We start from the raw sequence: 23,450 nt of genomic DNA on the forward strand, positions 1-23,450 counted from the left end.
GCCCCCCCGCGCCGCGCCGCCCCCCCCCCCCCCCCCCGGCCCCCCCCCCCCCCCCCCCCCCCCCCCCCCCCCCCCCCCCCCCCCCCCCCCCCCCCCCCCGGTCGGCCGGTCAGGACTCGAACGCGTCGTCGATGTACTGGTCGACGTTCTCTGCCGTGACCACCGGCGCGTTGAGCACGATCTCCCGCGGCACCTCCTGGGACACCAGGTCGGACAGGCTCTTGCCCTGGGCGATCAGCCGGGCCAGCGCGATGCCGTCGGCGGCCTGGGTCGCCGGGTAGATGACGGTGGCCTCCAGCACCGAGTCGCCGGACTGGATCTCCCGCATGGCGTTGGCCGAGCCGGCGCCGCCGACCATGAAGAACTCGTCGCGACCGGCGTTGTCGATCGCGGCCAGCACGCCGACGCCCTGGTCGTCGTCGTGGTTCCACAGGGCGTCGATCTCCGGGGCGGCCTGCAGCAGGTTCGACGCCGCCTCCTCCCCGGACTCGACGGTGAACTCCGCGGCCACCCGGTTGTCGACGTCCAGGCCGCAGTCGGCCAGCGCGTCGGCGAAGCCCTGGCTGCGCTCCTGGGTGAGCGGGAGGGAGTCGATCCCGGCGATCTCGGCCACCACGGCGTCGGGCTGGTCGCCCAGCCGGGAGCAGATGTACGTGCCGGCGGAGACGCCCATGCCGTAGTTGTCGCCCAGGATGGTGGCACGGGCGGCGAACGGGCTGGAGAACTCCCGGTCGACGTTGATCACCGGGATGCCGGCCTCCATCGCCCGCAGCGCCACCGGGGTGAGCGCGGCGCCGTCGAAGGGCAGCAGCACGATCGCGTCGACGCCGTCGTTGATGAACGTCTCGACCTGGGCGATCTGGGCGCCGACCTCGTTGGTGCCCTCGGCGATGACCAGGTCGATGTCCTCGTGCCGCTCGGCCTCGGCCTGGGCGGCGTTGCTGATGCCGGCCATCCAGCCGTGGTCGGCGGCCGGCGCGGAGAAGCCGATCCGGACCGTCTCGCCGGTCTCGTCGTTGGAGCTGGCGACGTTGTTGCCGCCGTCGGAGGAGCCGGAGCCCTCCGGGGTGTTGCTGGTGCACCCGGCGACCAGGGCACCGGCACCCACCAGGCAGACGGCGGTGGACAGCAGGCGACCGTACGGACGCTGCCTCGTTGCAGACATGATCTCTCCTCGTGGATCGCCGCCCTGGCTGCGCTGCCAGGAGCTGGGGGTGGTGCGCCGGCAGGCCGGGTGGCCTGCCGGTGGTCGGGGTCGGGCGGGCTCAGGTCGGGGGGCGACCGCCGGAGTCGCCGGGGCGGGCGCCGGCCGGCCCGCCGGAGGTGGAGCCGCCGGGCAGGGCGCCGGCCGGGTTGCCCGGGGTCGCGGCGCCCGTGCCGCGGGCCTTCTTGCGGGGACGGGCCCCGCCGGCGGCCAGCCGCTGCTGCAGCAGGACGGCGAGCACGATGATCACGCCGCGGGCGACGGCCTGGGCCGAGCTGGACAGGTTGTTCAGCGTGAAGACGTTGCCGAGCGTGGTGAAGATCAGCACGCCCAGCACGGTGCCGACGATGGTGCCGCGCCCCCCGACCAGCAGGGTCCCGCCGATGACGACGGCGGCGATCGCGTCCAGCTCGAGCAAGGTGCCGTGGGTGGAGCTGCCGGTCGTCGTCCGGGCCATCAGCATCACCGCGGCGATGCCGCAGGTGACGCCGGACAGGACGTAGAGCCACACGGTGTGCCGCTGCACCCGGATGCCGGCCAGCCGGGCGGCCTCGGCGTTCCCGCCGACGGCGAAGGTGCGGCGGCCGAACGTGGTGCGGTTGAGCAGCACCCAGCCGGCCGCGGCGACCAGCGCGAAGATGATCACCAGGGTCGGGATGCCGAGGACGTCGCCGCCGAAGAAGTCGATGAAGCCGCGGTCCTGGACGATCTGGGTCCGCCGGTTGGCGATGATCTCCGCCAGGCCCCGGGCGGCCGCGAGCATCGCCAGGGTGGCGATGAAGGCGACCAGTTTCCCGTACGCGATGACGATCCCGTTGATCAACCCGGCCCCGGCGCCGACCGCGATCGCGGTGAACACCATGACGATCCAGTGGAAGTCCGCCGCCATCGCCTGGGTGGCCAGCGTGGTCGCCCAGACCGAGGAGAGCGCGACCAGCGCGCCCACCGACAGGTCGATCCCGCCGCCGATGATCACGAAGGTCATCCCGACGCTGACCACGCCGACGACGGCGGCCAGCCGCAGGATCGTCAGGACGTTGTCCACGTCGACGAAGCGGCCGGGCGCGGTGATGGCGCCGACGACACAGAGCACCAGCAGGGCCACGACCAGCCCGAGGTTCCGGCCCAGCGGGCCGGCCAGCAGGCCCGGCCCCTTGCCCCCGCCGTCGGAGGCGCCGGCGGCGCTGCCCGCCGGCGGAGTCGCAGTGGTGGTCTCGCTCATCACGCCACGTCCCCTTCGCGTGCGGCGCCCGGGGTCGGGGCCGCTCCTTCCATGACCAGGTCGAGCACGCGGTGCTCGTCGAGCTCGTCGGCCGGGCCGCGGGCGACGATGGCGCCGTCGGCGATCACCAGCACTTGGTCGGCCAGGCCGAGCACCTCCGGGATCTCGCTGGAGACGACCACCACGGCGACGCCGCGGTCGGCCAGCGCCCGGATCAGCGTGTAGATCTCCGAGCGGGCGCCGACGTCGACGCCCCGGGTGGGCTCGTCGAGCAGCAGCACCGTGCAGTCGCGCAGCAGCCAGCGGGCCAGCACGACCTTCTGCTGGTTGCCGCCGGACAGCGTGCGGACCTCGCGGTCGACGTCGACCGGCCGCAGGTCGAGGGCCTCGGCCTGGTCCCGGGCGGCCTGCTTCTCCGCGCCCCCGGACAGGTAGCCCCCGCGGGCGAAGCGGGCGAGGCTGGCCAGCGTGATGTTGCGGTAGATCGGCTCGCCCAGCAGCAGGCCCTGGCTCTTGCGCTCCTCGGGTGCCAACCCGACGCCCGCGCCGACGGCGGCCGCCACGTCGCCGGGCCGCAGCCGGCGCCCGGCGACGTGCACCGTGCCGGTGGTGGCCCGCCGGGCCCCGTAGACCGTCTCGAGGATCTCCGACCGGCCCGAGCCGACGAGCCCGGCCAGGCCGAGCACCTCCCCCGGCCGGACGGCGAAGGAGACGCCGCTGAACGTGCCGGCCAGCGAGAGGTCCTCCACCTGCAGCACCGGCTCGGCGACCTGGTCGATGACGTCGCGGCGCTCCGGGAAGACGTACTCGATCGTCCGGCCGGTCATCAGCGTGATGACCTCCCGGGTGGAGGTGTCGCCCGCCGGCAGGCCGGTGGCGACCGTGCGGCCGTCCTTGAGCACGGTGATCCGGTCACCGACCTCGCGGATCTCCTCCAGCCGGTGGGAGATGTAGACGACGGCGACGCCGGAGTCGGTGAGGTCGCGGACGACCTGGAAGAGGTGGTCGACCTCCTCGCTGTCCAGCACCGCGGAGGGCTCGTCCATCACGATCAGCCGGGCGTCCTGGGACAGCGCCCGGGCCATGCTGACCATCTGCTGGGCCGCCGCCGGCAGCGAGCCGACCTCGGCGGTGGGCCGGATCTCCGGGTGCCCGAGCCGGCTCAGCAGCTCCGCGGCGGCCCGGTTCCCCTGGGCCGGCCGGGTGATCCCCAGGTGGGACCGCTCCCGGCCCAGGAACACGTTGTCCGCGACGGTCAGCCCGGCGACCAGGTCGAGCTCCTGGTAGATGGTGGCGATGCCCCGGCTCATCGCCGCCTGCGGGTCGCCGAGGGTGATCGGGTCGCCGTCCCAGCGGATCTCGCCCTCGTCGGGTTGGTGGGCCCCGGCGAGGACCTTGATCAGGGTGGACTTGCCGGCGCCGTTCTGGCCGAGCAGGCAGTGCACCTCACCGGCGCGGACGTCGAGGTCGACGCCGTCCAGGGCCCGGACGCCGGGGAACTGCTTGACGATGCCGCGCATCTCCAGCAGCGGCGGCGGCGCTGCTGGCGCGCTCACGCGGGCGCTCCCGGGGCGGGGAACCGGACGACGGACATCGAGGCCTCTCCTGACTTTTGCTCATCGTTGAACAGAAGTACGCGCAGCGGCAGACTATGTCCGGCGTCACAGGAGGGTCAAGGGAGAGGGGCAGCGGGCCGGTGCCGCGTTACCGAACCGCAACCCCGGGGCGCGGCCGGTGACGAGCGGCGGCGGAGCCGCGGCGGGCGCCGGCCGATCAGCCCGGCGGGGTGGTCAGTGCGCGGAGGAGGTGCCGACCACCGGGATGTCGCTCCGGGTGCCCTGGTACACGGACTCCTCGTCCAGGAAGCCCTCGATCGCCATCAGCGCCGCGCCCAGCCGACCGGAGAGGTCCGGCGCGTCGCTGACGGTGATCTCCAGGGCGCGGGCGGCCAGCGGCAGGGACCGGCCGTAGACCGCCTCGCGGATGCCGGCCAGCAACGGCGGCCCGGCCTGGGCCACGCCGCCGGTCATCACGATCCGGTGCGGGTTGAAGAAGTTCACCAGGCTGGCCAGCACCGTGCCGATCGTCCGCCCGGCGTTGCGCACCAGCTCGAGCGCCGGCCCGTCGCCGTGCGCCGCCAGCTGCACCAGCTCGCGGGTGGTGGTCACCGGCAGGCCCACGGCGATCGCGTCGCGCAGCAGCGCTCCGCCGCCGGCGATCGCCTCCAGGCAGTTCTCGTTGCCGCAGCGGCACACCACCGCACGCCCGCCGGGCGGGGGCACCGAGATGTGCCCGATGTCCCCGGCGCTGCCCTGCGCACCCCGGTAGACCTGGCCGTCGACGACGATCCCGCAGCCGATGCCGGTGCCCACCTTGATGACCAGCACGTCCTCGTCCGACCCGGCGATGCCCATCTCGCCCAGCGCCATCACGTTGACGTCGTTGTCGGCGAAGACCGGGCAGCCGTAGCGGGCGAAGGCGCCGGGGATGGAGAAGTCGTGCCAGCCGGGCATGATCGGCGGGTGCACCGGCCGCCCGGTGGAGAACTCGACCGGGCCGGGCACGCCGACGCCGATCGCGCAGACGTCCCCGGTGGTCAGGCCGGCCTCGGCGAGCACCTGCTGGGCCAGCCGGTCGACCTCCGCCAGCACCGGGCCGGGCCCCTCGCCGATGTCGATCGGGTGGCCGACGGTGGCCAGGATCTGCGCCGACAGGTCGGTGACCGCGACGTCGACGCTGGTGACCCCGAGGTCGACGGCGAGCACGCACCCGGCGCGGCTGTTGAAGCGCAGCAGGGTGGGTGGCCGGCCGCCGGTGGACCAGCCGCGGCCGCCCTCCTCCAGCAGGTTCGCGGCGATCAGCTGGTCGACCCGCGCGCTGACCGTGTTGCGGGCCGCGCCGGTGAGCGCGACCAGCTCCGCCCGGCTCCGCGCCCGGCCGGCCCGCACGTGCCGCAGCAGTGCGCCGGCCGAGGCAGAGGGGTGCGCCACGGCTGCCATGCTCGCACGCCGGGCCGACGGCCGACCCCGACGAGCGACTGCGTGGGCACACCCGGTCCCGGCGGCCGGGGCCCGTGGGCGAGGATCAGCTGACCGCATCCCCCAGGGAGGAGGACCGCAGCCGTGACCGCAGCCATGACCGCCACCACGTCCGGCGCCCGGTTCGACGACCTGGTCGCCGGCACCGCGCTGCGCTGCCCGCCTCCCCACCGGGTGCTGGTCGCCGAGCGCGCCGACCAGGTGCCCGGCGTGCTGGCCGAGGTGGAGCGCGCGACGGCCGCCGGCAGCTGGGCGTTCGGCTACCTGGCCTACGAGGCGGCCGCCGGGCTGGACCCCGCGCTGCCGGTCGCCCCGCCCGCGGGCGACGGCCCGCCGCTGGCCTGGTTCGGCCTGTGCGGCGCCCCCGAGGAGGTGCTGCCGGTCGCGCCGTCGTCCGGGGAGCGCCCGCGGGTGCACTGGGAGCCGGAGTGGACCGACGACGAGCACGCCGCCGCGGTCGCCGCCGTCCGCGAGCACATCGCCGCCGGGGAGACCTACCAGTGCAACCTGACCGACCGGCTGCGGGCCCGCGACGTCGGCGACCCCGCGCGGCTCTACGCCGATCTCGCCCTCGCCCAGCGCGGCGCCTACAACGCCCACCTGGACCTGGGCCGGTTCGTGGTGGCCAGCGCCAGCCCGGAGCTGTTCTTCGAGTGGGACGGCGCCCGGCTGCGCACCCGGCCGATGAAGGGCACCGCCGCGCGCGGCCGGAACACCGCCGAGGACGCCGTCGCGGCCGCCGGGCTGCGGGCCAGCGCCAAGGAGCAGGCGGAGAACCTCATGATCGTCGACCTGCTGCGCAACGACGTCGCCCGGGTGGCCGAGGTGGGCAGCGTGGCGGTGCCGGAGCTGTTCGCCCTGGAGCGCTACCCCACGGTGTGGCAGCTGACCTCGGAGGTCACCGGGCGCACCCGGGGCGACGTCGGGCTGGTCGACGTGCTGCGGGCGCTGTTCCCCTGCGGCTCGATCACCGGCGCGCCCAAGCGGCGCACCATGCAGTTGATCGCCGAGCTGGAGCCGGGCCCGCGCGGGGTCTACTGCGGCGCGGTCGGCCTGGTCGCTCCCCCGGGGGCGCCGTTCCGCGCCCGGTTCAACGTGGCGATCCGCACCGTGGTGGTCGACCGGAGCACCGGCGCGGCGGTCTACGGCGTCGGCGGCGGCATCACCTGGGGCTCGGAGCCGGAGGCCGAGCGCGCCGAGGTGCGGGCCAAGGCCGCGGTGCTGGCCGAGCCGGCCGGGGAGCACCGGCTGATCGAGACGATGGCCTTCTCCCCCTCCGCCGGCGGCGTCCGGAACCTGGACCGGCACCTGGCCCGGCTGACCGACTCCGCCGCCTTCCTCGGGTTCGCCTGCGATCCGGCCCGGGTGCGGGCCGCGGTGGCCGACGCCGTGGCCGGGCGGACCTCGGGGGCACGCGTCCGGCTGCTGCTGGACCGGTCCGGCGCGGTCACCGTGGAGCTGGCGGACCTGCCGGCGCCGGCGGCCGGGCCGGTGCGGCTGGTGGTCGACCCCGAACCGGTCGACTCCGCGAGCCGTTGGCTGCAGCACAAGACCACCCGCCGCGACGTCTACACCGTGCGGGCCGCGCGGCACCCGGAGGCCGACGACGTGGTGCTGGTCAACGAGCGGGGCGAGGTCACCGAGACCACGGTCGCCTCGCTCGCCGTGCGGATCGGGGGCGCCTGGTTCACCCCGCCGGTCGACTCCGGCTGCCTGCCCGGCGTGGAGCGCGGCCGGCTGCTGGCGCAGGGGCTGCTCCGGGAGCGGGTGCTGCGGGTCGCCGACCTGGCCGGCGCCGAGGAGCTGGCGCTGGTCAGCTCGCTGCGCGGCTGGCGGCCCGCGGTGCTGATCGACCGCGGGGCCTGACGGGGCGATCCCCGCCCGGGTGGTCTTCCAGTTCTGACCGCCGATCACCCGGCGCCGCAGGCGTCGAGATCGGGCTGAGTGCGGTCACCCGGGCCGGGTGACCGCGCTCAGCCCGTGGTGATCATGCCGACGGACGACGCCGTCTCCGGCAGTCGCATCGATCGCACACGGTCCTGTTGAGACCCGCCTTGTCGAGAACCGCCAGACTTCCCGATCGATGTTCGTGACCTGAGCCACAGTCGACACGGCGACCAGCTGCCGATGATCGGGACATGGCAGCTCGGCTCGCAACGGCGCGGACCTCCCGGCAGGCGATCACCCCGGACCTGTCCGCGGACCCCTGGTGGCGATCGGCCGTCGTCTACCAGGTCTACCTGCGTTCCTTCGCCGACAGCAACGGCGACGGCATCGGTGACCTGGCCGGCCTGCGCTCCCGGCTGCCCTACCTGTCCTGGCTGGGCGTCGACGCGCTCTGGATCAACCCGCACTACCCCTCGGGCGGCGCCGACGGCGGCTACGACATCAGCGACTACCGCGCGGTCGACCCGGACTACGGTGACGTCGCCGACCTGGAGGCGCTCGTCGCCGACGCCCGGCAGCTGGGGCTGCGGGTCGTGCTGGACGTCGTCCCCAACCACACCTCCGACCAGCACCCCTGGTTCCAGGCCGCGCTGGCCGATCCCGACTCCCCCGAGGCCGCGCGCTACCACTTCGCGCCGCCGTCGGAGGAGCCGCCGAACAACTGGCAGTCGCTGTTCGGCGGGCCGGCCTGGTCACGCACCCCGGACGGCCGCTGGTACCTGCACCTGTTCGCCCCCGAGCAGCCCGACCTGAACTGGCGCGACCCGGCGGTGGCCGCGGACTTCGAGCAGACCCTGCGGTTCTGGCTGGACCGCGGCGTCAGCGGCTTCCGCGTCGACGTCGCCTACGGCCTGTTCAAGGACGCCGGCCTGCGCGACAACCCCGGCGCCTACTCCCCCACCCTCTTCGGGCACGGCCCCGAGCAGGCGATGACCTGGAACCAGCCCGAGGTGCACGACGTCTGGCGGCGCTGGCGGTCGATCTGCGACGAGTACCCCGAGACGATGCTGGTCGGCGAGGTCTGCCTGGCCGACCTGGAGCAGGTGGCGCTGTACTCCCGCCCCGACGAGATGCACCAGTCGTTCTCCTTCCGGCTGCTGAAGTCCCCCTGGTCGACCGAGGCCTTCGCCGACGGCGTGCGCTCCGCGCTGGACGCCTTCGGCGCCGTCGGCGCCCCGGTGTCCTGGGTGCTGGGCAACCACGACAAGGACCGCCAGGTCACCCGGTTCGGCGGCGGCGCCGTCGGCACCGCCCGGGCCCGGGCCGCGGCGCTGCTCATGCTGGCGCTGCCGGGGTCGGCCTACGTCTACGCCGGTGACGAGCTGGGCCTGCCGCAGGCCGTCGTGCCCGACGAGGCCAAGCAGGACCCGATCTTCCACCGCAGCGGCGGTGCCCGGAGCGGCCGGGACGGCTGCCGGGTGCCGATGCCGTGGAACGAGACCGCCGGCGTGGGGTTCTCCGGCGACGGCTTCCCCGGTGAGGGCGCCGCGGAACCGTGGCTGCCGGTGCCGGCGGACTGGGGACGCTGGGCCGTCTCCCGGCAGGCCCGCGACGGCGGCTCGATGCTCACCCTCTACCGGCGTGCGCTCGCACTGCGCGAGGCGCACCCGGCGCTGGGGTCGGGCGGGGCGACGGTGAGCACCCGCGGTGACGTGCTCACCGTGCGCTGCACCGCGGCGGACGGCTCGGTGGTGCGGTGCGTGGTCAACATGGGCGCCGGCACCACGCTGGTCCGCACGGCGGGCACGGTGCTGCTCGCCTCGACCACCGGCGTCCGCCGCTCGGCCGGCCGGGTCGCGCTGCCCGCCGACAGCGCCGTCTGGCTCGCCGAGGACTGAGCGCACCGACCCTCGCACTGCAGGACGGGCCCGGCCGGGTGAGGCTTGCGGCCGGTTCCGAGCAGAGGAGAAGTGCATGGCGCGGGTCGCGGTCACGGGCAGCAGCGGGAAGCTCGGCAGGGTGGTGGTCGACCACCTGGTCGAGCACGGGTGGGACGTGCTGGCCCTGGACCGGGTGCCGAGCACGCGGGCCGACGTCGAGTCCGCGGTGGTCGACCTGACCGACGCCGGCCAGGCGGTCGAGGCGCTCGGCGGGTTCGACGAGCACGGTCCGGTTGAGGCACTGGTGCACCTGGCCGCCGTCCCGGCCCCGGGGCTGGTGCCCAACGCGGCCACCTTCGCCAACAACATGACCGCGTCGTTCAACGTGTACAGCGCGGCGCTGCGCGCGGGGGTGCGCAACATCGTGTGGGCCTCCAGCGAGACGGTGCTGGGGCTGCCGTTCGACGAGGCGCCGCCGTACCTGCCGGTCGACGAGGAGTACCCGCCGCGGCCGACCACCACCTACTCGCTGGTGAAGACCATGGAGGAGGAGCTGGCCCGGCAGCTGTGCCGGTGGCACCCGGACCTGTCGATGACGGGGCTGCGGTTCAGCAACGTCATGCACCCGGAGGAGTACGCGGGCTTCCCCGCCTTCGACGCCGATCCGCAGCTGCGCCGGTGGAACCTGTGGGGCTACATCGACGCCCGCGACGGCGCCCAGGCGGTGCGCCGCGCGCTGGAGACGCGACTGCCCGGCCCGGAGGTGTTCATCGTCGCCAACGCCGACACGGTGATGTCCCGGCCGACGGCGGAGCTGGCCGCCGAGGTCTTCCCCGACGTCCCGGTGACCCGCGCACTGGGCGAGCACGAGACGCTGCTGTCGATCGAGAAGGCCCGCCGGCTGCTCGGGTTCGCACCCGAGCACTCCTGGCGGGACGAGCCGGTTCGCCGGTGATCACCCGTCTGTTGCTCCTGGGGGCGACCGGCGATCTCGCCGGCCGGTTCCTGCTGCCCGCGCTCGCCGAGCTGACCGCCGCGGGACGGCTGCCCGCGGATTTGCAGCTCGTCGGCGCCGCCGAGCAGGACTGGGACGACGCCCGGTTCGCCGAGCACGTCGCCGACCGGCTGCGCGAGCACGCCGGGGACGTGCCGCCCGCCGTCCGGCAGACACTGGTGGCGGCTGCCCGCTACCGCCGGGTCGACCTGCGCGAACCGGGCACCGTCGCCGCCGCCGTCGGCGCGTTCACCGGCGCCGGGCCGGTCGCCGCCTACCTGGCGCTGCCGCCGTCGCTGTTCCCGTCCGCCGTCGGTGCCCTGGGCGCGGCCGGGCTGCCGCCGGGCAGCCGTATCGCGGTGGAGAAGCCGTTCGGCCGGGACCTGGCCGGCGCGCGGTCGCTGAACGCGCTGCTGGCGGAGGCGACCGGCGGCGTCGAGCAGGCCGCCTTCCGGGTCGACCACTTCCTGGGCATGCCGGCGGTGGCCGGGCTGCTCGAGCTGCGCGGGCCGGGCAGCGACCTGGGCGCGCGGTGGGACGCCGAGCACCTGGCGCAGGTGGACGTGGTCTGGGAGGAGACCCTGGACGTCGGTGGCCGGGCCGGGTTCTACGACCGGACCGGTGCGCTGCGCGACGTGCTGCAGAACCACCTGGTCCAGGTGCTCACCCTGCTGGCGATGGAGCTGCCCGCGACGCCGGCCGAGGAGGACCTGCACCGCGTGCGGCTGGACCTGCTCCGGTCGGTGCGGGTGCCCGACGTGGCAGCCACCCGCCGGGCGCGCTACACCGCCGGCCCCGCCACGCCGGCCTACGTGGACGCGGACGGCGTCGACCCGGCGCGGTGCACCGAGACCTTCGCCGAGCTGGTGTTCGAGGTGGACACGCCCCGCTGGGCCGGCACCCGGTTCGTGCTGCGCACCGGCAAGGCGATGGCGGCCGACCGCAAGCGCGTGGTGCTGCACCTGCGGGGGCCCGCGCCCGCCGAGCACCCGCCCGGCGTCGAGCGGCTCGCCGACGACCGGCTGGGAATCGCCCTGGACGCCGCGCAGCAGGCCGGCGCCGGGGACGCCGAGGGGGTCACGGTGCACGCCCCGGGTGAGCGCACCGCCTACGGCGCCGTGCTCGCCGACGTCCTCTCCGGCGGCACCCGCACCGCGGTGAGCGCCGCGGAGGCGGAGGAGGCCTGGCGGTTCGTCGACCCGGTGCGGCGTGCCTGGTCCGCCGGCGAGCCGCCGCTGCAGGAGTACCCCGCCGGCTCGTCCGGGCCGGGTGCGCGGTGACCCGGCCGCACCGCTGACGGCCGGGACCGGCTGCACCGCTGACGGCCGGAGCCGGCCACCCCGCCGGCGACCACCCGGCGCGTTCACGGTCTCCTCACAGCACGGCCACGGAGCCGCCGACCGGTGGCCTCCTCGCCGCGGCACGGTCGGCGGGCCCCCTCCGCCGCCCGAGCCAGGAGATCCCCCGTGCGCCGTCCGTCCCGCCGTGCCGCCCTGACCCTCACCGCCGCAGGTCTGCTGACCGCGGTCGCCGTCCCCGCACTCGCCGGGCCCACGCCCACTGTGCCGCAGGGCAACGGCAGCCAGCAGGCCCAGCTCGTCGGTCGCGCCGTCCTCCCGTCGGCGACCTTCGGTGAGCAGGTCCCCTCCGGTGCGCTGGCCAGCCCCGCGAACGGCGTCACCCCGCCGTTCGCCGCCCAGCCGATCCAGGGCTTCTCCGGCCTGCTGGCGGACGGCGAGGACTGGCTGGTGCTCGAGGACAACGGATACGGCACCAAGGCCAACAGCGGCGACTTCCTGCTGCGCGTCATCCGGGTGCACATCGACACCACCACCCAGCGCACGACCGTCGTCGACGGCGGCTTCGGCCTCTCCGACCCCGATCACAAGCTGCCGTTCCCGCTGACCCGCAGCGACCGCCGGCTCACCGGTGCCGACTTGGACCCCGAGTCGTTCCAGCGGATGCCCGACGGCACCTTCTGGATCGGCGAGGAGTTCGGACCCAGCCTGGTGCACGTCGACGCGCAGGGCCGGGTGCTCGCAGCACCCGTCCAGCCCGAGGGCGTCCGCTCCCCCGAGGCCTGGGACCTGGCCGGCGCAGCCCCGACGCTGGGGTCGAGCAAGGGGTTCGAGGGCATGGCCCTCGGGGTCGACGGGCACACCCTCTACCCGATGCTCGAGGGCGCGGTCGCCGGTGACGACCCGGCCACCCGCCGCATCTACGCCTTCGACACCCACCGCGGCAGGTACACCGGCCTCGAGGCCAAGGTGCGGTTCGAGGTCCCGGGCAACGCCCTCGGCGACATGGTGGCGCTGGACCAGAACCGCTTCCTCATCCTGGAGCGGGACAACGGCCAGGGCCCGACCGCGCAGCTCAAGGCGGTGTACCTGATCGACACCCGGGACGTCGACCGGGACGGCTACGCCGACAAGCGACTGCTCGCCAACCTGATGGCCATCCCGGACCCGCAGGGCGTGGCCGGCACGGCGGGCGGGTACGCCACGTTCCCGTTCGTCACCATCGAGCAGATCGCCGTGCTGGACGACCACCACGTCATCGTCGGCAACGACAACAACTACCCGGGCTCGGCCGGGCGCACCGCCGGTGTGCCCGATGACAACGAGTACGTCGTCCTCCAGGTGGACGAGGACCTGCAGGTCGACCCGGCCCTGGCCGCGATCAACGCCCGCGGCCGCCGCTGACCGGCTGTTCCCGCTCCGGGCACGACGAGGCCCGCCAGGTCACCGACCTGGCGGGCCTCGTCGTGTGCCGTGCTGGTGCTCAGGCGGCGGCCTGGAGCTCCCGGCGGACCTTCGGCCCGCCCGTCGTCATCTTGTAGAGCTTGGCCACCTGGGCCGGGACGTTGGCCGGGGTGGTCTGGGCCAGCCAGCCGTTGGGCAGCGACAGCCGGATCACCTTGTGCCAGGCCGAACCGACCTGACGCGGCAGCGACGCGGTGTGGTACCGCAGCCCGTAGCGGGCGAACAGGTCGCGGATCTGCGGGGCGATCTCGGCGTACCGGTTGCTCGGCAGGTCGGGGAAGAGGTGGTGCTCGACCTGGTGGGAGAGGTTGCCGGTCATGATGTGCATGGCCTTGCTGCCGGAGATGTTCGCCGAGCCGAGCATCTGGCGCAGGTACCACTCACCGCGGGTCTCGCCGTCGATCGACTTCTTCTCGAAGGTCTCCACGCCCTCCGGGAAGTGGCCGCACATGATCACCGAGTGCGACCAGAGGTTGCGGACCACGTTGGCGGTGAAGTTGGCCGCCAGGGTGGGCAGGAACGACGGCCCGGACAGCGCCGGGTGGACGACGTAGTCCTTGGTCATCTGCTTGCCGATCTTCTTCAGCACCTGCTTGCCGCGGGCGCGGAAGCCGGGGTCGGCCCGCCGCTCCTTGGTGGCCAGGTTCTTGCCCAGCTCCAGGTCGTAGGCGGCGATGCCGTACTCGAAGAAGCAGGCGTTGATGAAGTTCCACACCGGCTGGAGCAGGTACAGCGGGACCCAGCGCTGGTCCTCGTCCACGCGCATGATGCCGTAGCCGAGGTCGTTGTCCTTGCCGATCACGTTCGTGTAGGTGTGGTGCAGCACGTTGTGCGAGTGCTTCCACTGCTCGGACGGGCTGGCCATGTCCCACTCCCACGTCGTGGAGTGGATCTTCGGGTCGCGCATCCAGTCCCACTGGCCGTGCAGGATGTTGTGGCCGATCTCCATGTTCTCCAGGATCTTGGCGACCGAGAGCCCCGCGGTGCCCAGCACCCAGGCCGGCGGGAACTTGGAGAACAGCAGCACGGCCCGGCTGGCCAGCTCCATCTTGCGCTGCACGTCGATGACCCGGCGGATGTAGGCGGCGTCGTCCTCGCCCCGGCTGTCCACGACGCTCTGCCGGATGGCGTCGAGCTCGCGGCCGATGGCCTCGATGTCGGCCTCGGAGAGGTGGGCGATCGGGTTGGCGGGCTTCTTCTGCAGGACGGTCATGTGCAGCTCCTCAGCTGGTGGGACAGCAGTTCTGGATCAGTGGTCGATGTCGCAGGCGTCAGCGGCGGCGCTGACGCAGGTCTGGATCAGGACGCCGTCGCCGGGGGCGGCGGTGGTCAGCTCCCCGTTGCGCAGGTCACGGACGGCGCCCTCGCGCAGCGGCAGCACGCAGCCGTAGCAGATGCCCATCCGGCAGCCGCTGGGCATGAGCAGCCCGGCCTCCTCGGCGGCGTCGAGGATGGGGGTCGCGCCGTCGACCTCGAGCGTGCGCTCGGACTTCGCGAAGGTGACGGTGCCGCCCTCGCCGGTGACCAGCACCCGGGGGCGGAAGCGCTCGGTGTAGAGCCGGTCGGCGATTCCCTGGTCGGCCCAGTGCTCCTCCAGCGCCTCGAGCAGCCCGATCGGCCCGCAGGCCCAGGTCGACCGCTCGGTCAGGTCGGGCACCAGGTCTGCGATCGCCGCGGCGTCCAGGAACCCGGCGTCCTTGGTGTGGTGCTCGACCAGCCGGATCCGGCCGGCCGCCGCCAGCTCGCGCAGCTCGGCACCGAAGATGACGTCCTCGACGGTGGGCGCGGAGTGCACCAGGACGACGTCGCACCCGGCGTCCTCGCCCAGGTTGCGCAGGATGCCCATGACCGGCGTGATGCCCGAGCCCGCCGTCACGAACAGCGCCTTCGCCGGCCGCGCCTCGGGGAGGACGAACTCACCGGTCGCCTGGTCCAGCTGCACGATGGTGCCCGGCTGGGCGCGGTGCACCAGGTGGTTGCTGACCTTGCCGTCGGGGATCGCCTTCACGGTGATGGTGAAGCAGCCGTCGGCGCGGCCGAGCACCGAGGTGATCGAGTACGCGCGCCACAGCCGCACGCCGTCGATGTCGATGCCGATGCGGACGTACTGGCCGGGGGTGTGCGGCAGCCAGTCGCGGCCGGGGCGGATCACGATGCTGGCGGCGTCCGGGGTCTCCCGGTGGACGGCCTCGATCCGGCCGCGCAGCGCCGCACCGGAGCGCAGCGGGTCGACCAGGTCCAGGTAATCGCTGGGCAGCAGCGGCGTGGTCACGAACTCGGCCAGCTTCAGCGCGCGGTCACGCAGTGTGGTGAGCAGCGGCCGCGCGGTGACCGGGCGCGGAACGGTGGCGGTCATGTTCTGAGTCTTTCCCAGCCTGGCGATCAATCACCTGTGCCCCGGACGTGAATCGGGCGGTATCTTCTGTTCTCTGCGAACAAAGGATGACGATGGCCGAGCAGCTGCCCCCCAGCATCCCCGCTCCCACGGCGCCGCCGATCGGCGAGACGATCACCTTCCCGCCGGCGGTGGTCGCGGCCATGCTGGGCGAGCTGCCGTCGGTCGCCGAGCGCACCGTGGCCAGCATCGTGGTCGAGGTGCCCAGCTACGCCGGGGCGTTCGCCGGGGAGATGGGCCAGGCGATCCAGCGCGCGGTCCAGGTCGCCCTCGGCGGGTTCCTGGAGCTGACCACCGACGGCGGGAGCGTCGACCCCAGCCGGCCGATCGCGCCCGCGCTCGCCGGGGCCTACGCCCTGGGCCGGGGTGAGGCGCGCAGCGGCCGGTCGATGGACGCGTTGCTGTCCGCCTACCGGGTGGGTGCCCGGGTCTCCTGGCGGCACATGAGCGAGACGGCGGTGGCCGCCGGGCTCACCGTCGGCTCGCTGGCCCGCTTCGCCGAGCTCGTCTTCGCCTACATCGACCAGCTGTCGGCGGCCAGCGTGGCCGGCCACGCCGACGAGCTGGCCACCAGCGGGCGGGTGCGCCAGCACCACCTCGAGCGGCTCGGTGCGGTGCTCCTGGCCGGCCGCCCGCTGCACGACCTGACTGCCGCCGCCGAGCGGGCCGACTGGCCACCGCCGCGGACGCTCACCGCCGTCGTGCTGCCCGAGCCCCGGGCCCGCGGCGCGCTGGCCCTGCTCGACAGCCGCACCCTGCAGGTGACCGAGGAGGCGACCGGCCCGGGCGGTGACGAGGAGCGCGCCGTCCTGCTGGTGCCCGACGCCGGGGCCGGGGCGCGACCGGGCCTGCTCCGCCTGCTGGAGGGACACGGCGCCGCCGTCGGCCCGGCCCGGCCCTGGCATGACGTCGCGGCCTCCCACCGCCGGGTGCTGCGCGCGTTGCGGCTGGGGCCGCCGCCGCGCGGGACCGCCCCACTGGACACCGAGGCGCGCCTGGTCGAGCTGGTGCTGCGCGCGGACGAGGACGCGCTCGCCGACCTCCGCGCCGCCGTCCTCGCCCCGCTGGACCAGGTGACCCCGGCGACCCGGGAGAAGCTGGTGACGACGCTGCGCTCCTGGCTGCTGCACCACGGACGCCGGGAGCGGATTGCCGCCCAGCTGTTCGTGCACCCGCAGACCGTCCGCTACCGGATGGGGCAGCTGCGCCAGCTGTTCGGCGACCGGCTGGACGACCCGACGACGGTGCTGCAGCTGACCCTGGCGCTCGGCTGCGCCCCGGAGGAGCCCGACAGCTGACAGGCTGGGCCGGTGCCCCGCTGGCCCGCCGCACCGCCCCCCGACGACCTCGGCGCCGTGGTGCACTGCCCGGTGCTGCTGGCCCGCTCCCCCGGCATCGCCGCCGGCCTGCGCTGCGTCTTCGCCCACCCCGGCGGCCTGCACCTGCCGGTCGTGGTCCGCGCGGAGGGGGTGCAGGCCGAGGCCGCCGGACGGCGGACCTTCCCCCACCCGGACGCCGAGTACCAGCCGTGGTCCGGCCTGCTGGTGACCGTGACCGTGGACGACGTCGCCGACCGGGTCGTGACGCTGCTCTGACGTCGCTCCCCCGAGTCCGACGTCGCTCCCCCGAGCCGCGGGTCAGACGGCTCGGCCGAGGCGGGCCAGCACCCGGGTCGCCCGGTCCGCGCCCGGTGGGGGCTCGACGGCGGGGGCGCAGATGCCGTCCATGTGCAGCGCCTCGCCGAAGCTGTCCGCGCCCTGGTCGATCCGGTCCAGCTCCGCCCCGGTCAGCGTGGCGTCCAGCCCGGTGGCGCGGGCCAGGTCCCAGCGGTGCACGACCATGTCCCACACGTAGAACTGCTCGAACGTCGCGCCGACGGTGGTCGGCCCGAAGAAGCCGTCGTACCCCCGGTCCACCACGTCGTCGTCGGCGACCAGCTCCGCGATCCGCCGGGCGTGGGCGGCCCAGGCTCCGGCCGGGTCAGCGGCGGCGTCCGGGGCCGGTCCGACGTCCAGGCCGTGGCCGGCGAACAGCTCGCGCTGGGTGTCGATCAGGTGCGCGACGACGTCCCGCGCCGTCCACCCGGCGCACGGCGAGGGGTTGCTCCACGCCCCCGCCGGGACGGCACGGAGCAGGGCGGCCAGGGGCACGGAGGCGGCCTGGTGGGCCCTCGCGGTCGGGTTCGGCGCGGTCGGGTCGGGCGTGGTCTGGTCTCGGGCGGTGGTCTCCATGGCCGCAGCGTGGCCGGATGCGGCAGGCTGCGTCTTGATGAAAGCCGACAGCGGCCCGACGCGGCTGGACCTGGTCGAGCGGGCGCATCTCCAGGAACCCGGCGACTCCTCGCACGCCATGTACCGGTACGAACCGGACCCGGCCGTGCGGGGGTTGCTGCGCCGGTTCTGGATCCCGGTCTGGTCGGTGCCGCCGGGCCGGGAGGCGGTGCAGCGGGTGCTGCAGTACCCGGTGTCGCTGCTGGTCGTCGCCGACGGGTACGCCCGCTTCTACGGGGTCCGGACCGGGCTGTCGACCACCACGCTCGCCGGCGACGGCTGGGCGGTCGGCGTGATGTGCACGCCCGCCGCCGGGGCGCTGCTCACCGGCGGGTCGATGGCGGAGTTCACCGACCGGCACGTCGACCTGCCCGACGTCCTCGGGCCGGCGGGTGCCGAGCTGGTCGACCGGGTGCGGACGGCGATGGCCGGTGACCCGCACGCGCCGGCGGCGCACGTGACGGCGATGGCTGCCTTCGCCGACACGGTGCGCCCCCACCTGCCGGTCGACGCCGAGGGCGAGCTGGTCAACCGGGTGGTCGCCTTCGTCGAGGAGCACGCCGACGTGCTGCGGGTGGCCCAGGTACGCGCCGAGTTCGGGCTCTCCGAGCGGGCCCTGCAGCGGCTGGTGCACCGCCGGCTCGGGTTGACCCCGAAGTGGCTGATCCAGCGCCGTCGCCTGCAGGAGGCCGCCGAGCGGCTGCGCACCGGCGGGACGACGCTGGCCGAGACCGCCGCGGTGCTCGGCTACGCCGACCAGGCCCACTTCGTGCGCGACTTCTCCCGGGTCACCGGCACCACCCCCGGCCGGTTCGCCGCCGGGCACCGGGCCTGAGGGCCCCACCGCGCCGGTGTTCGAGCGCCGGGTTCGCGCGCCGCGCTCCGGCTCCCCACCAACGCCTCCCCGGTGCGCCAGGATGCTGCTGACCGGCACGCGGTCCCGCGCAGGACGACCCGGGAGGGGGCAGCGGTGCGACGTCTGGCCTCGTGCGCGGTGCTGGGCGCGCTGCTCGCGTCCGCCGGCTGCGGCAGCGCCGAGAGCCCACTGGGTCCCGACGGCGACGGTGGATCGGCCACCGGCATCGGCGCGGAGGTCGGGCAGCTGGTGTCCTTCGGCGGCGAAGTGCTGCAGAACTCGGGCGACACCGCGCTGACGATCCGGTCCGTGCAGCTGGTCCGCTACCGCGGCCCCGGTGCCGCCGACGACATGGTCGACGTGGTCGAGGAGGGGCTCTACCCGCTGGTCGACGGCTCGGCACTCGCGGCCGGCTACTGGCCGGAGGAGCCCGGCTGGCCCGAAGCGGGCCTGCTGCCGGCGGCGGGGCACGTGCTCGAGCCGGGCGACGAGATCAGCGCGTTCTTCGTGCTGCAGGGACTGGCCCCGGGGGCCTACGGCTGGCGCGGCGTGGCCGTCGAGTACGAGGTCGCCGGGCGCAGCCATCGCGAGGTCCGGGACAGCGGCTTCGTGATCTGCGTGCCGCGGGACCGCCCCTGCCCGCTGCGCGAGACGCTCGAAGCGGACTGACCCGGCTCAGCCGCGCAGCGCCCGGGCGACCTTCCGGACGCCGAGGACCGCACCGGCGGCACCGGCGACCCACGGCCCGGCCACGACCACCGGGTCGAGCAGCTGGTGCCGCTTGTCCGACCGGCCCGTGCGGGAGCGCACCCCGTCGTGGGTGAGCTCGGTGCGCACCCCGGTCGCCGGCACGTCGGGTCGGGTGGAGGCGAAGGAGCGCAGGTGGCTCTCCCACGCGTCGACCCGGTCGCCGGCCACCAGCAGCAGCCAGTGCGCCAGGCGCCCCTCGCTGAACCGCTCGTAGGCCAGCCGCCGGATCGCCCCTGAGAGTCCGTGCAGGGGCTGTGCGGTGCCGAAGACGGGGGTGACGAAGGCGTGCTCGATCGAGCGCTCCCGCCCCTCGGCGCCCGGCTGGCGGTCCGGGAAGTCCCAGTGGGCACCGGTGTCGGCGGGGTACTGGAGCTTCGGCGACGACGGCCGGTCGGCGGGGTCGAGGTCCACGCCCCAGCCGGGGATCCGGGCCCGCAGCTCCTCCCGGCTCGGCGGCGGGGTGCGCTTGTCGCGGACGTACGCACTGGGGATGCCGCCGCTGGGGACGTCGGCGGGCTCGGCGTTGCGTTCGGTCATCGTGGTCGCTCCCTCAGTTCCCGTTCGGGACGATCAGCGGCTTGATGCAGCCGTCGAGCTTGGCCGAGAAGACGTGGTAGGCCTCGGCGATGTCCTCCAGCGGGAACCGGTGGGTGACCATCTGCCGCGGGGTCAGGTGGCCGTTGCGCACGTGCTCGAACATCCGGGGCCACTGGCGCTTCACCGGCGTCTGGTTCATCCGCAGGGTGAGGCCCTTGTTCATCGCGTCGCCGAACTTCACCGCGTTGGGGATCGGGCCGTAGGCGCCCACCACCGAGATGGTGCCGCCCTTGCGCGCGGAGTCGATCGCCCAGTTCAGGGCCGTCGCCGAGCCGCCCTGCAGCTTGAGCTTGGGCCCGGCGAGCTGCTGGGCGAGGTTCCCGTCGGCCTCTGCGCCCACCGCGTCGATGACCACGTCGGCGCCGAGGAAGTCGGTCTGCTTCTTCAGCTCGACCACGACGTCGTCGTACCGGTCGTAGTCCAGCGTCTCGGCGTAGGCCATCTCCTGCGCCTTGGCCAGCCGCTCGGCGAGGTGGTCGACGACGATCACCCGGCCGGCGCCCATCAGCCAGGACGACTGCGCGGCGACCAGACCCACCGGTCCGGCGCCCAGGACGACGACGGTGTCACCCTCGACGATCTCGCCCAGCTGGGCGCCGAAGTAGCCGGTGGCCGCGGCGTCGGTGAGCAGCACGGCGTCCTCGTCGTGCATCCACTCCGGGATCCGCACCGGCCCCACGTCGGCGAAGGGCACCCGCACGTACTCGGCCTGCCCGCCGTCGTACCCGCCGGTGGTGTGCGAGTAGCCGTAGATGCCGCCGACGGCGGTCGCGTTCGGGTTCACGTTGTGGCAGTTGGAGTACAGGCCGCGGGCGCAGTACCAGCAGGAGCCGCAGAAGATGTTGAACGGCACCATCACCCGGTCCCCGACCGCGAGGCTCTCGACCGAGGGGCCGACCTGCTCGACCACGCCGATGAACTCGTGGCCGAAGGTGTGCCCGACCCGGGTGTCCGGCATCAGGCCGTGGTAGAGGTGCAGGTCCGAGCCGCAGATCGCCGCCAGCGTCACCCGGACGATCGCGTCGTTGGGGTGCTCGATGCGCGGCATCTCCTTCTCCTCGACCCGCAGCTCGTACGGCCCTCGGTAGGTCATCGCCCGCATCGGTCCTCCTGGGTTCCTGCGCCGTCCGGGGCGGGCCCGACCGGCCCGCCTCCCGGTCCGGGTGCGTGGCCTGGGAACTGTCCACTCCGCGGGCCCGTCAACCCTCCGGGCGCGCGTCGGTCGCCGGTACCCGAGTTGGCACGGCCGCACCGGGGACGACAGACTGCTCGGAGTCCGTGCCGGGCCGGCCACCGTCGGTCACCGGCCCGGGCGGCGTCGGCTCCGGGTCGGCGTCCGGTGTGTCCGTCACGGGGGAGGACGGAGGACTCCCATGCTGCTCTGCACCAGCTCCGTGGCGCTGACCGCCCACCGCGACGAGTTCGTCACCGAGCCCGCGCCGGCCGGCTGAGCCGGCGCCCCGAGGAGACGCCTGTGGACATCCCCGCGATGCGGACCAGCTTCGCCAAGGCCGCCGCGCACGGCGACGAGGTGCCGTTGTGGTTCTACTCCCACCTGTTCCTGACCCACCCCGAGACCCGGGAGATGTTCCCGGTCTCGATGGCGCACCAGCGCGACCGGCTGTTCGCCGCGCTGGGCGAGGTGGTGGCGCGGGTCGACGACCTGGACTCGCTGGTGCCGATCCTGCAGCAGCTGGGCCGTGACCACCGCAAGTTCGGCGCCGTCGCCGCGCACTACCCGGCCGTGGGCGCCAGCCTGCTGGCCACGCTGGAGCACTTCGACGACGAGTGGGACGACGCTCTGGCCGCCGACTGGACCGCGGCCTACCAGCTGATCGCCCAGGTGATGCTGGAGGCCGCCGACGAGGCCGACGACCAGCCGCCGTGGTGGGAGGCCGAGGTGGTGGCCCACGAGCGCCGCACCCTCGACGTCGCCGTGCTCACCCTGGCCCCGCGCCAGAGGTTGGACCACCTCCCCGGACAGGCGGTCTCGGTGGAGTTCGACCTGCGCCCCCGGCTGTGGCGCTGGTACTCCCCCGCCAACGCCCCGCGCCCGGACGGCCACCTGGAGCTGCACGCCAAGGCCCGGGACGGCGGCCCGGTGAGCACCGCGCTGGTGCGCCTGGTCCGCGTCGGCGACGTGGTCCGGCTCGGCCCGCCGGTCGGGCAGCTCACCCTGGACACCGACTCCGACCGGGACCTCCTGCTGGTGGCCGGGGGCACCGGGCTGGCACCGCTCAAGGCGATCGTCGACCAGGTGGCCCGCTCCGGACCGGCCCGGCGGGTCGACCTGTTCATCGGGGCCCGCACCGAGGAAGATCTCTACGACCGCGCGGACCTCCACCGGCTGGCGCAGGAGAACTCCTGGCTGACGGTGACCGAGTCCGTCTCGCACGACAAGACCTCGACCGTGGAGCAGGGCGACGTCGGCGACGTCGTCCTGCGGCACGGGCCGTGGACCGCACGGGACGCCTACGTGGCGGGCAACCCCGCCATGGTCGAGGACACCGTGACCCGGCTGCACGCCGCGGGCCTGGCGATGAGCCGGATCCGCACCGAGGTCTTCGCCGCCAGCCGACCCAGCCCGACCCTCGACGGGAAGGTGACCGAATGACCACCAGCGAGCAGGCTCCCGGGCCCTCCACCGGCGGCCCCCGCCCTGACCGGCACCAGCGCCCCGACCACCGGCTCACCCCGGACGACGTGCGCAGCGCGCGGTTCTCGCACGGCTCCCTGCTGCACCCGGGCTACACCGAGGCGGAGGTCGACGGCTTCGTCGACCTGGTCGCCGAGGAGGTGGCCCGGCTCAGCGGTGAGAACGACCAGCTGCGTGCCCAGCTGGCCCACCTGGAGGCGCAGCTGACCGAGGCCTCGGTCCGCCCCTCCCCCAGCGACCAGGCGGTCGGCATCCTGGCGACCGCGCAGCAGACCGCCGACGCCTACGTGGCCGAGGCGGAGGAGTTCAGCCGGCAGATGACCGCCGAGGCGCGCGCGCAGTACGACGAGCACCTCGGTCAGGCGCGGGAGAAGGCCGGAGCGATCATCCAGGCCGCCCAGGAGGCCGCCACCCGGGTCGTCGGCGAGGCTCCCCGCCCGTCCGCCGACCAGCCGGAGACCGAGCAGCTGCAGGAGCAGATCGCCTACCTGCGGGCCTTCGGCCAGGCGACCCGCACCCAGCTGCGGGCCTACCTGGAGGCGCTGCTGAGCGACGTGGAGAAGGAGTGGGGCGCCGCCCACCCCGAGGGGCTCCCGCCGGTGCCCCGGCCGGGCGCGGCGTCGCGGGGCGGGGATCCGGTGGCGGCCCAGCCGGCGACCTTCGTGGCCAACGCGGCCGGTGCGGCACCGGGCGACCGGGACAACTGACGCCCTGCCACCGGGGCGACCTGCCACCGAGGCGACCTGCCACCGAGGCGACCTGCCACCGAGGCGACCTGCCACCGAGGCGACCTGCCACCGGGGCGACCTGCCACCGAGGCGACCTGCCACCGGGGGGGGGGGGGGGGGGGGGGGGGGGGGGGGGGGGGGGGGGGGGGGGGGGGGGGGGGGGGGGGGGGGGGGGGGGGGGGGGGGGGGGGGGGGGGGGGGGGGGGGGGGG

General features: G+C 74.7%; 20 protein-coding genes. 11 read left to right on the forward strand and 9 right to left on the reverse strand.

All coding sequences use genetic code 11. The features are described 5' to 3' along the window. Positions 1-109: 109 nt before the first annotated feature. The 4 genes from ACI79U_RS19715 to ACI79U_RS19730 all read right to left on the reverse strand — a co-directional run bounded on the left by ACI79U_RS19715 (position 110) and on the right by ACI79U_RS19730 (position 5,416). Complete coding sequence (locus ACI79U_RS19715) at positions 110-1,165, reverse strand: substrate-binding domain-containing protein (protein WP_457071668.1); 1,056 nt, start codon at positions 1,163-1,165, stop codon at positions 110-112. Between the two features lie 100 nt (positions 1,166-1,265). Then, the gene (locus ACI79U_RS19720) at positions 1,266-2,426 is read right to left on the reverse strand and encodes an ABC transporter permease (RefSeq protein ID WP_457071670.1); all 1,161 of its coding nucleotides are present in this window, start codon (positions 2,424-2,426) and stop codon (positions 1,266-1,268) included. Then, positions 2,426-3,982 carry a sugar ABC transporter ATP-binding protein gene (locus ACI79U_RS19725; protein WP_457071672.1) on the reverse strand — a complete coding sequence of 519 codons (1,557 nt, stop codon included), beginning with the start codon at positions 3,980-3,982 and terminating at the stop codon, positions 2,426-2,428. Before ACI79U_RS19725 ends, ACI79U_RS19720 begins: the two co-directional genes overlap by 1 nt. A gap of 234 nt (positions 3,983-4,216) precedes the next feature. Beyond that, positions 4,217-5,416, reverse strand: coding sequence for an ROK family transcriptional regulator (locus ACI79U_RS19730; RefSeq protein ID WP_457071674.1), 1,200 nt, complete (start codon positions 5,414-5,416; stop codon positions 4,217-4,219). 132 nt (positions 5,417-5,548) lie between these two features. Between ACI79U_RS19730 and pabB the strand changes: the two genes are divergently transcribed. The 5 genes from pabB to ACI79U_RS19755 all read left to right on the forward strand — a co-directional run bounded on the left by pabB (position 5,549) and on the right by ACI79U_RS19755 (position 12,927). Next, a complete protein-coding gene (gene pabB, locus ACI79U_RS19735) occupies positions 5,549-7,330 on the forward strand; it encodes an aminodeoxychorismate synthase component I (protein ID WP_457071676.1) in 1,782 nt (593 codons plus the stop codon). A 272-nt stretch (positions 7,331-7,602) separates the two neighbouring features. Then, the gene (locus ACI79U_RS19740; RefSeq protein ID WP_457071678.1) at positions 7,603-9,249 is read left to right on the forward strand and encodes a glycoside hydrolase family 13 protein; all 1,647 of its coding nucleotides are present in this window, start codon (positions 7,603-7,605) and stop codon (positions 9,247-9,249) included. Positions 9,250-9,325: 76 nt separating this feature from the next. Further along, positions 9,326-10,186 (forward strand): NAD-dependent epimerase/dehydratase family protein, encoded by an 861-nt coding sequence (locus ACI79U_RS19745; protein ID WP_457071680.1) that lies wholly within the window; start codon positions 9,326-9,328, stop codon positions 10,184-10,186. Continuing rightward, positions 10,183-11,505: a glucose-6-phosphate dehydrogenase gene (locus ACI79U_RS19750; RefSeq protein WP_457071681.1), complete on the forward strand. Its 1,323-nt coding sequence runs from the start codon at positions 10,183-10,185 to the stop codon at positions 11,503-11,505. The genes ACI79U_RS19745 and ACI79U_RS19750 overlap by 4 nt, the downstream gene beginning before the upstream one ends. A 186-nt stretch (positions 11,506-11,691) precedes the next feature. Then, complete coding sequence (locus ACI79U_RS19755) at positions 11,692-12,927, forward strand: esterase-like activity of phytase family protein (protein ID WP_457071683.1); 1,236 nt, start codon at positions 11,692-11,694, stop codon at positions 12,925-12,927. Positions 12,928-13,006: 79 nt separating this feature from the next. On the opposite strand, the gene ACI79U_RS19760 is transcribed toward ACI79U_RS19755, so the two are convergent. Together ACI79U_RS19760 and ACI79U_RS19765 are read right to left on the reverse strand one after the other, a co-directional pair. Beyond that, positions 13,007-14,200 carry a fatty acid desaturase family protein gene (locus tag ACI79U_RS19760; RefSeq protein WP_457071685.1) on the reverse strand — a complete coding sequence of 398 codons (1,194 nt, stop codon included), beginning with the start codon at positions 14,198-14,200 and terminating at the stop codon, positions 13,007-13,009. 36 nt (positions 14,201-14,236) lie between these two features. Beyond that, a complete protein-coding gene (locus tag ACI79U_RS19765; RefSeq protein WP_457071687.1) occupies positions 14,237-15,343 on the reverse strand; it encodes a ferredoxin reductase in 1,107 nt (368 codons plus the stop codon). 92 nt (positions 15,344-15,435) lie between these two features. Here ACI79U_RS19765 and ACI79U_RS19770 point away from each other — a divergent pair, with 92 nt between their 5' ends. Both ACI79U_RS19770 and ACI79U_RS19775 read left to right on the forward strand, forming a co-directional pair. After that, positions 15,436-16,680 carry a PucR family transcriptional regulator gene (locus tag ACI79U_RS19770; RefSeq protein ID WP_457071689.1) on the forward strand — a complete coding sequence of 415 codons (1,245 nt, stop codon included), beginning with the start codon at positions 15,436-15,438 and terminating at the stop codon, positions 16,678-16,680. 12 nt (positions 16,681-16,692) lie between these two features. Continuing rightward, positions 16,693-16,977 (forward strand): hypothetical protein, encoded by a 285-nt coding sequence (locus ACI79U_RS19775; RefSeq protein ID WP_457071691.1) that lies wholly within the window; start codon positions 16,693-16,695, stop codon positions 16,975-16,977. Between the two features lie 42 nt (positions 16,978-17,019). Here the strand turns inward: ACI79U_RS19775 and ACI79U_RS19780 are convergent, their stop codons facing one another. Continuing rightward, positions 17,020-17,613 carry a TIGR03086 family metal-binding protein gene (locus ACI79U_RS19780; protein ID WP_457071694.1) on the reverse strand — a complete coding sequence of 198 codons (594 nt, stop codon included), beginning with the start codon at positions 17,611-17,613 and terminating at the stop codon, positions 17,020-17,022. A 37-nt stretch (positions 17,614-17,650) separates the two neighbouring features. Between ACI79U_RS19780 and ACI79U_RS19785 the strand changes: the two genes are divergently transcribed. Continuing rightward, positions 17,651-18,487, forward strand: coding sequence for a helix-turn-helix domain-containing protein (locus ACI79U_RS19785; protein ID WP_457071696.1), 837 nt, complete (start codon positions 17,651-17,653; stop codon positions 18,485-18,487). Positions 18,488-18,622: 135 nt separating this feature from the next. After that, on the forward strand, positions 18,623-19,177 hold the full coding sequence (locus ACI79U_RS19790; protein ID WP_457071698.1) for a hypothetical protein: 555 nt from the start codon (positions 18,623-18,625) through the stop codon (positions 19,175-19,177). A gap of 6 nt (positions 19,178-19,183) precedes the next feature. Here ACI79U_RS19790 and ACI79U_RS19795 read toward each other — a convergent pair whose 3' ends face one another. Together ACI79U_RS19795 and ACI79U_RS19800 are read right to left on the reverse strand one after the other, a co-directional pair. Next, the gene (locus ACI79U_RS19795) at positions 19,184-19,795 is read right to left on the reverse strand and encodes a hypothetical protein (RefSeq protein ID WP_457071700.1); all 612 of its coding nucleotides are present in this window, start codon (positions 19,793-19,795) and stop codon (positions 19,184-19,186) included. Positions 19,796-19,808: 13 nt separating this feature from the next. Further along, positions 19,809-20,948: a zinc-dependent alcohol dehydrogenase gene (locus tag ACI79U_RS19800; RefSeq protein WP_457071702.1), complete on the reverse strand. Its 1,140-nt coding sequence runs from the start codon at positions 20,946-20,948 to the stop codon at positions 19,809-19,811. A 381-nt stretch (positions 20,949-21,329) separates the two neighbouring features. Between ACI79U_RS19800 and ACI79U_RS19805 the strand changes: the two genes are divergently transcribed. Then, positions 21,330-22,469 (forward strand): globin domain-containing protein, encoded by a 1,140-nt coding sequence (locus ACI79U_RS19805; RefSeq protein ID WP_457071704.1) that lies wholly within the window; start codon positions 21,330-21,332, stop codon positions 22,467-22,469. Further along, on the forward strand, positions 22,466-23,218 hold the full coding sequence (locus ACI79U_RS19810) for a DivIVA domain-containing protein (RefSeq protein ID WP_457071706.1): 753 nt from the start codon (positions 22,466-22,468) through the stop codon (positions 23,216-23,218). Before ACI79U_RS19805 ends, ACI79U_RS19810 begins: the two co-directional genes overlap by 4 nt. Positions 23,219-23,450: the final 232 nt, after the last annotated feature.

This window comes from Modestobacter sp. SYSU DS0904 (assembly GCF_054051115.1).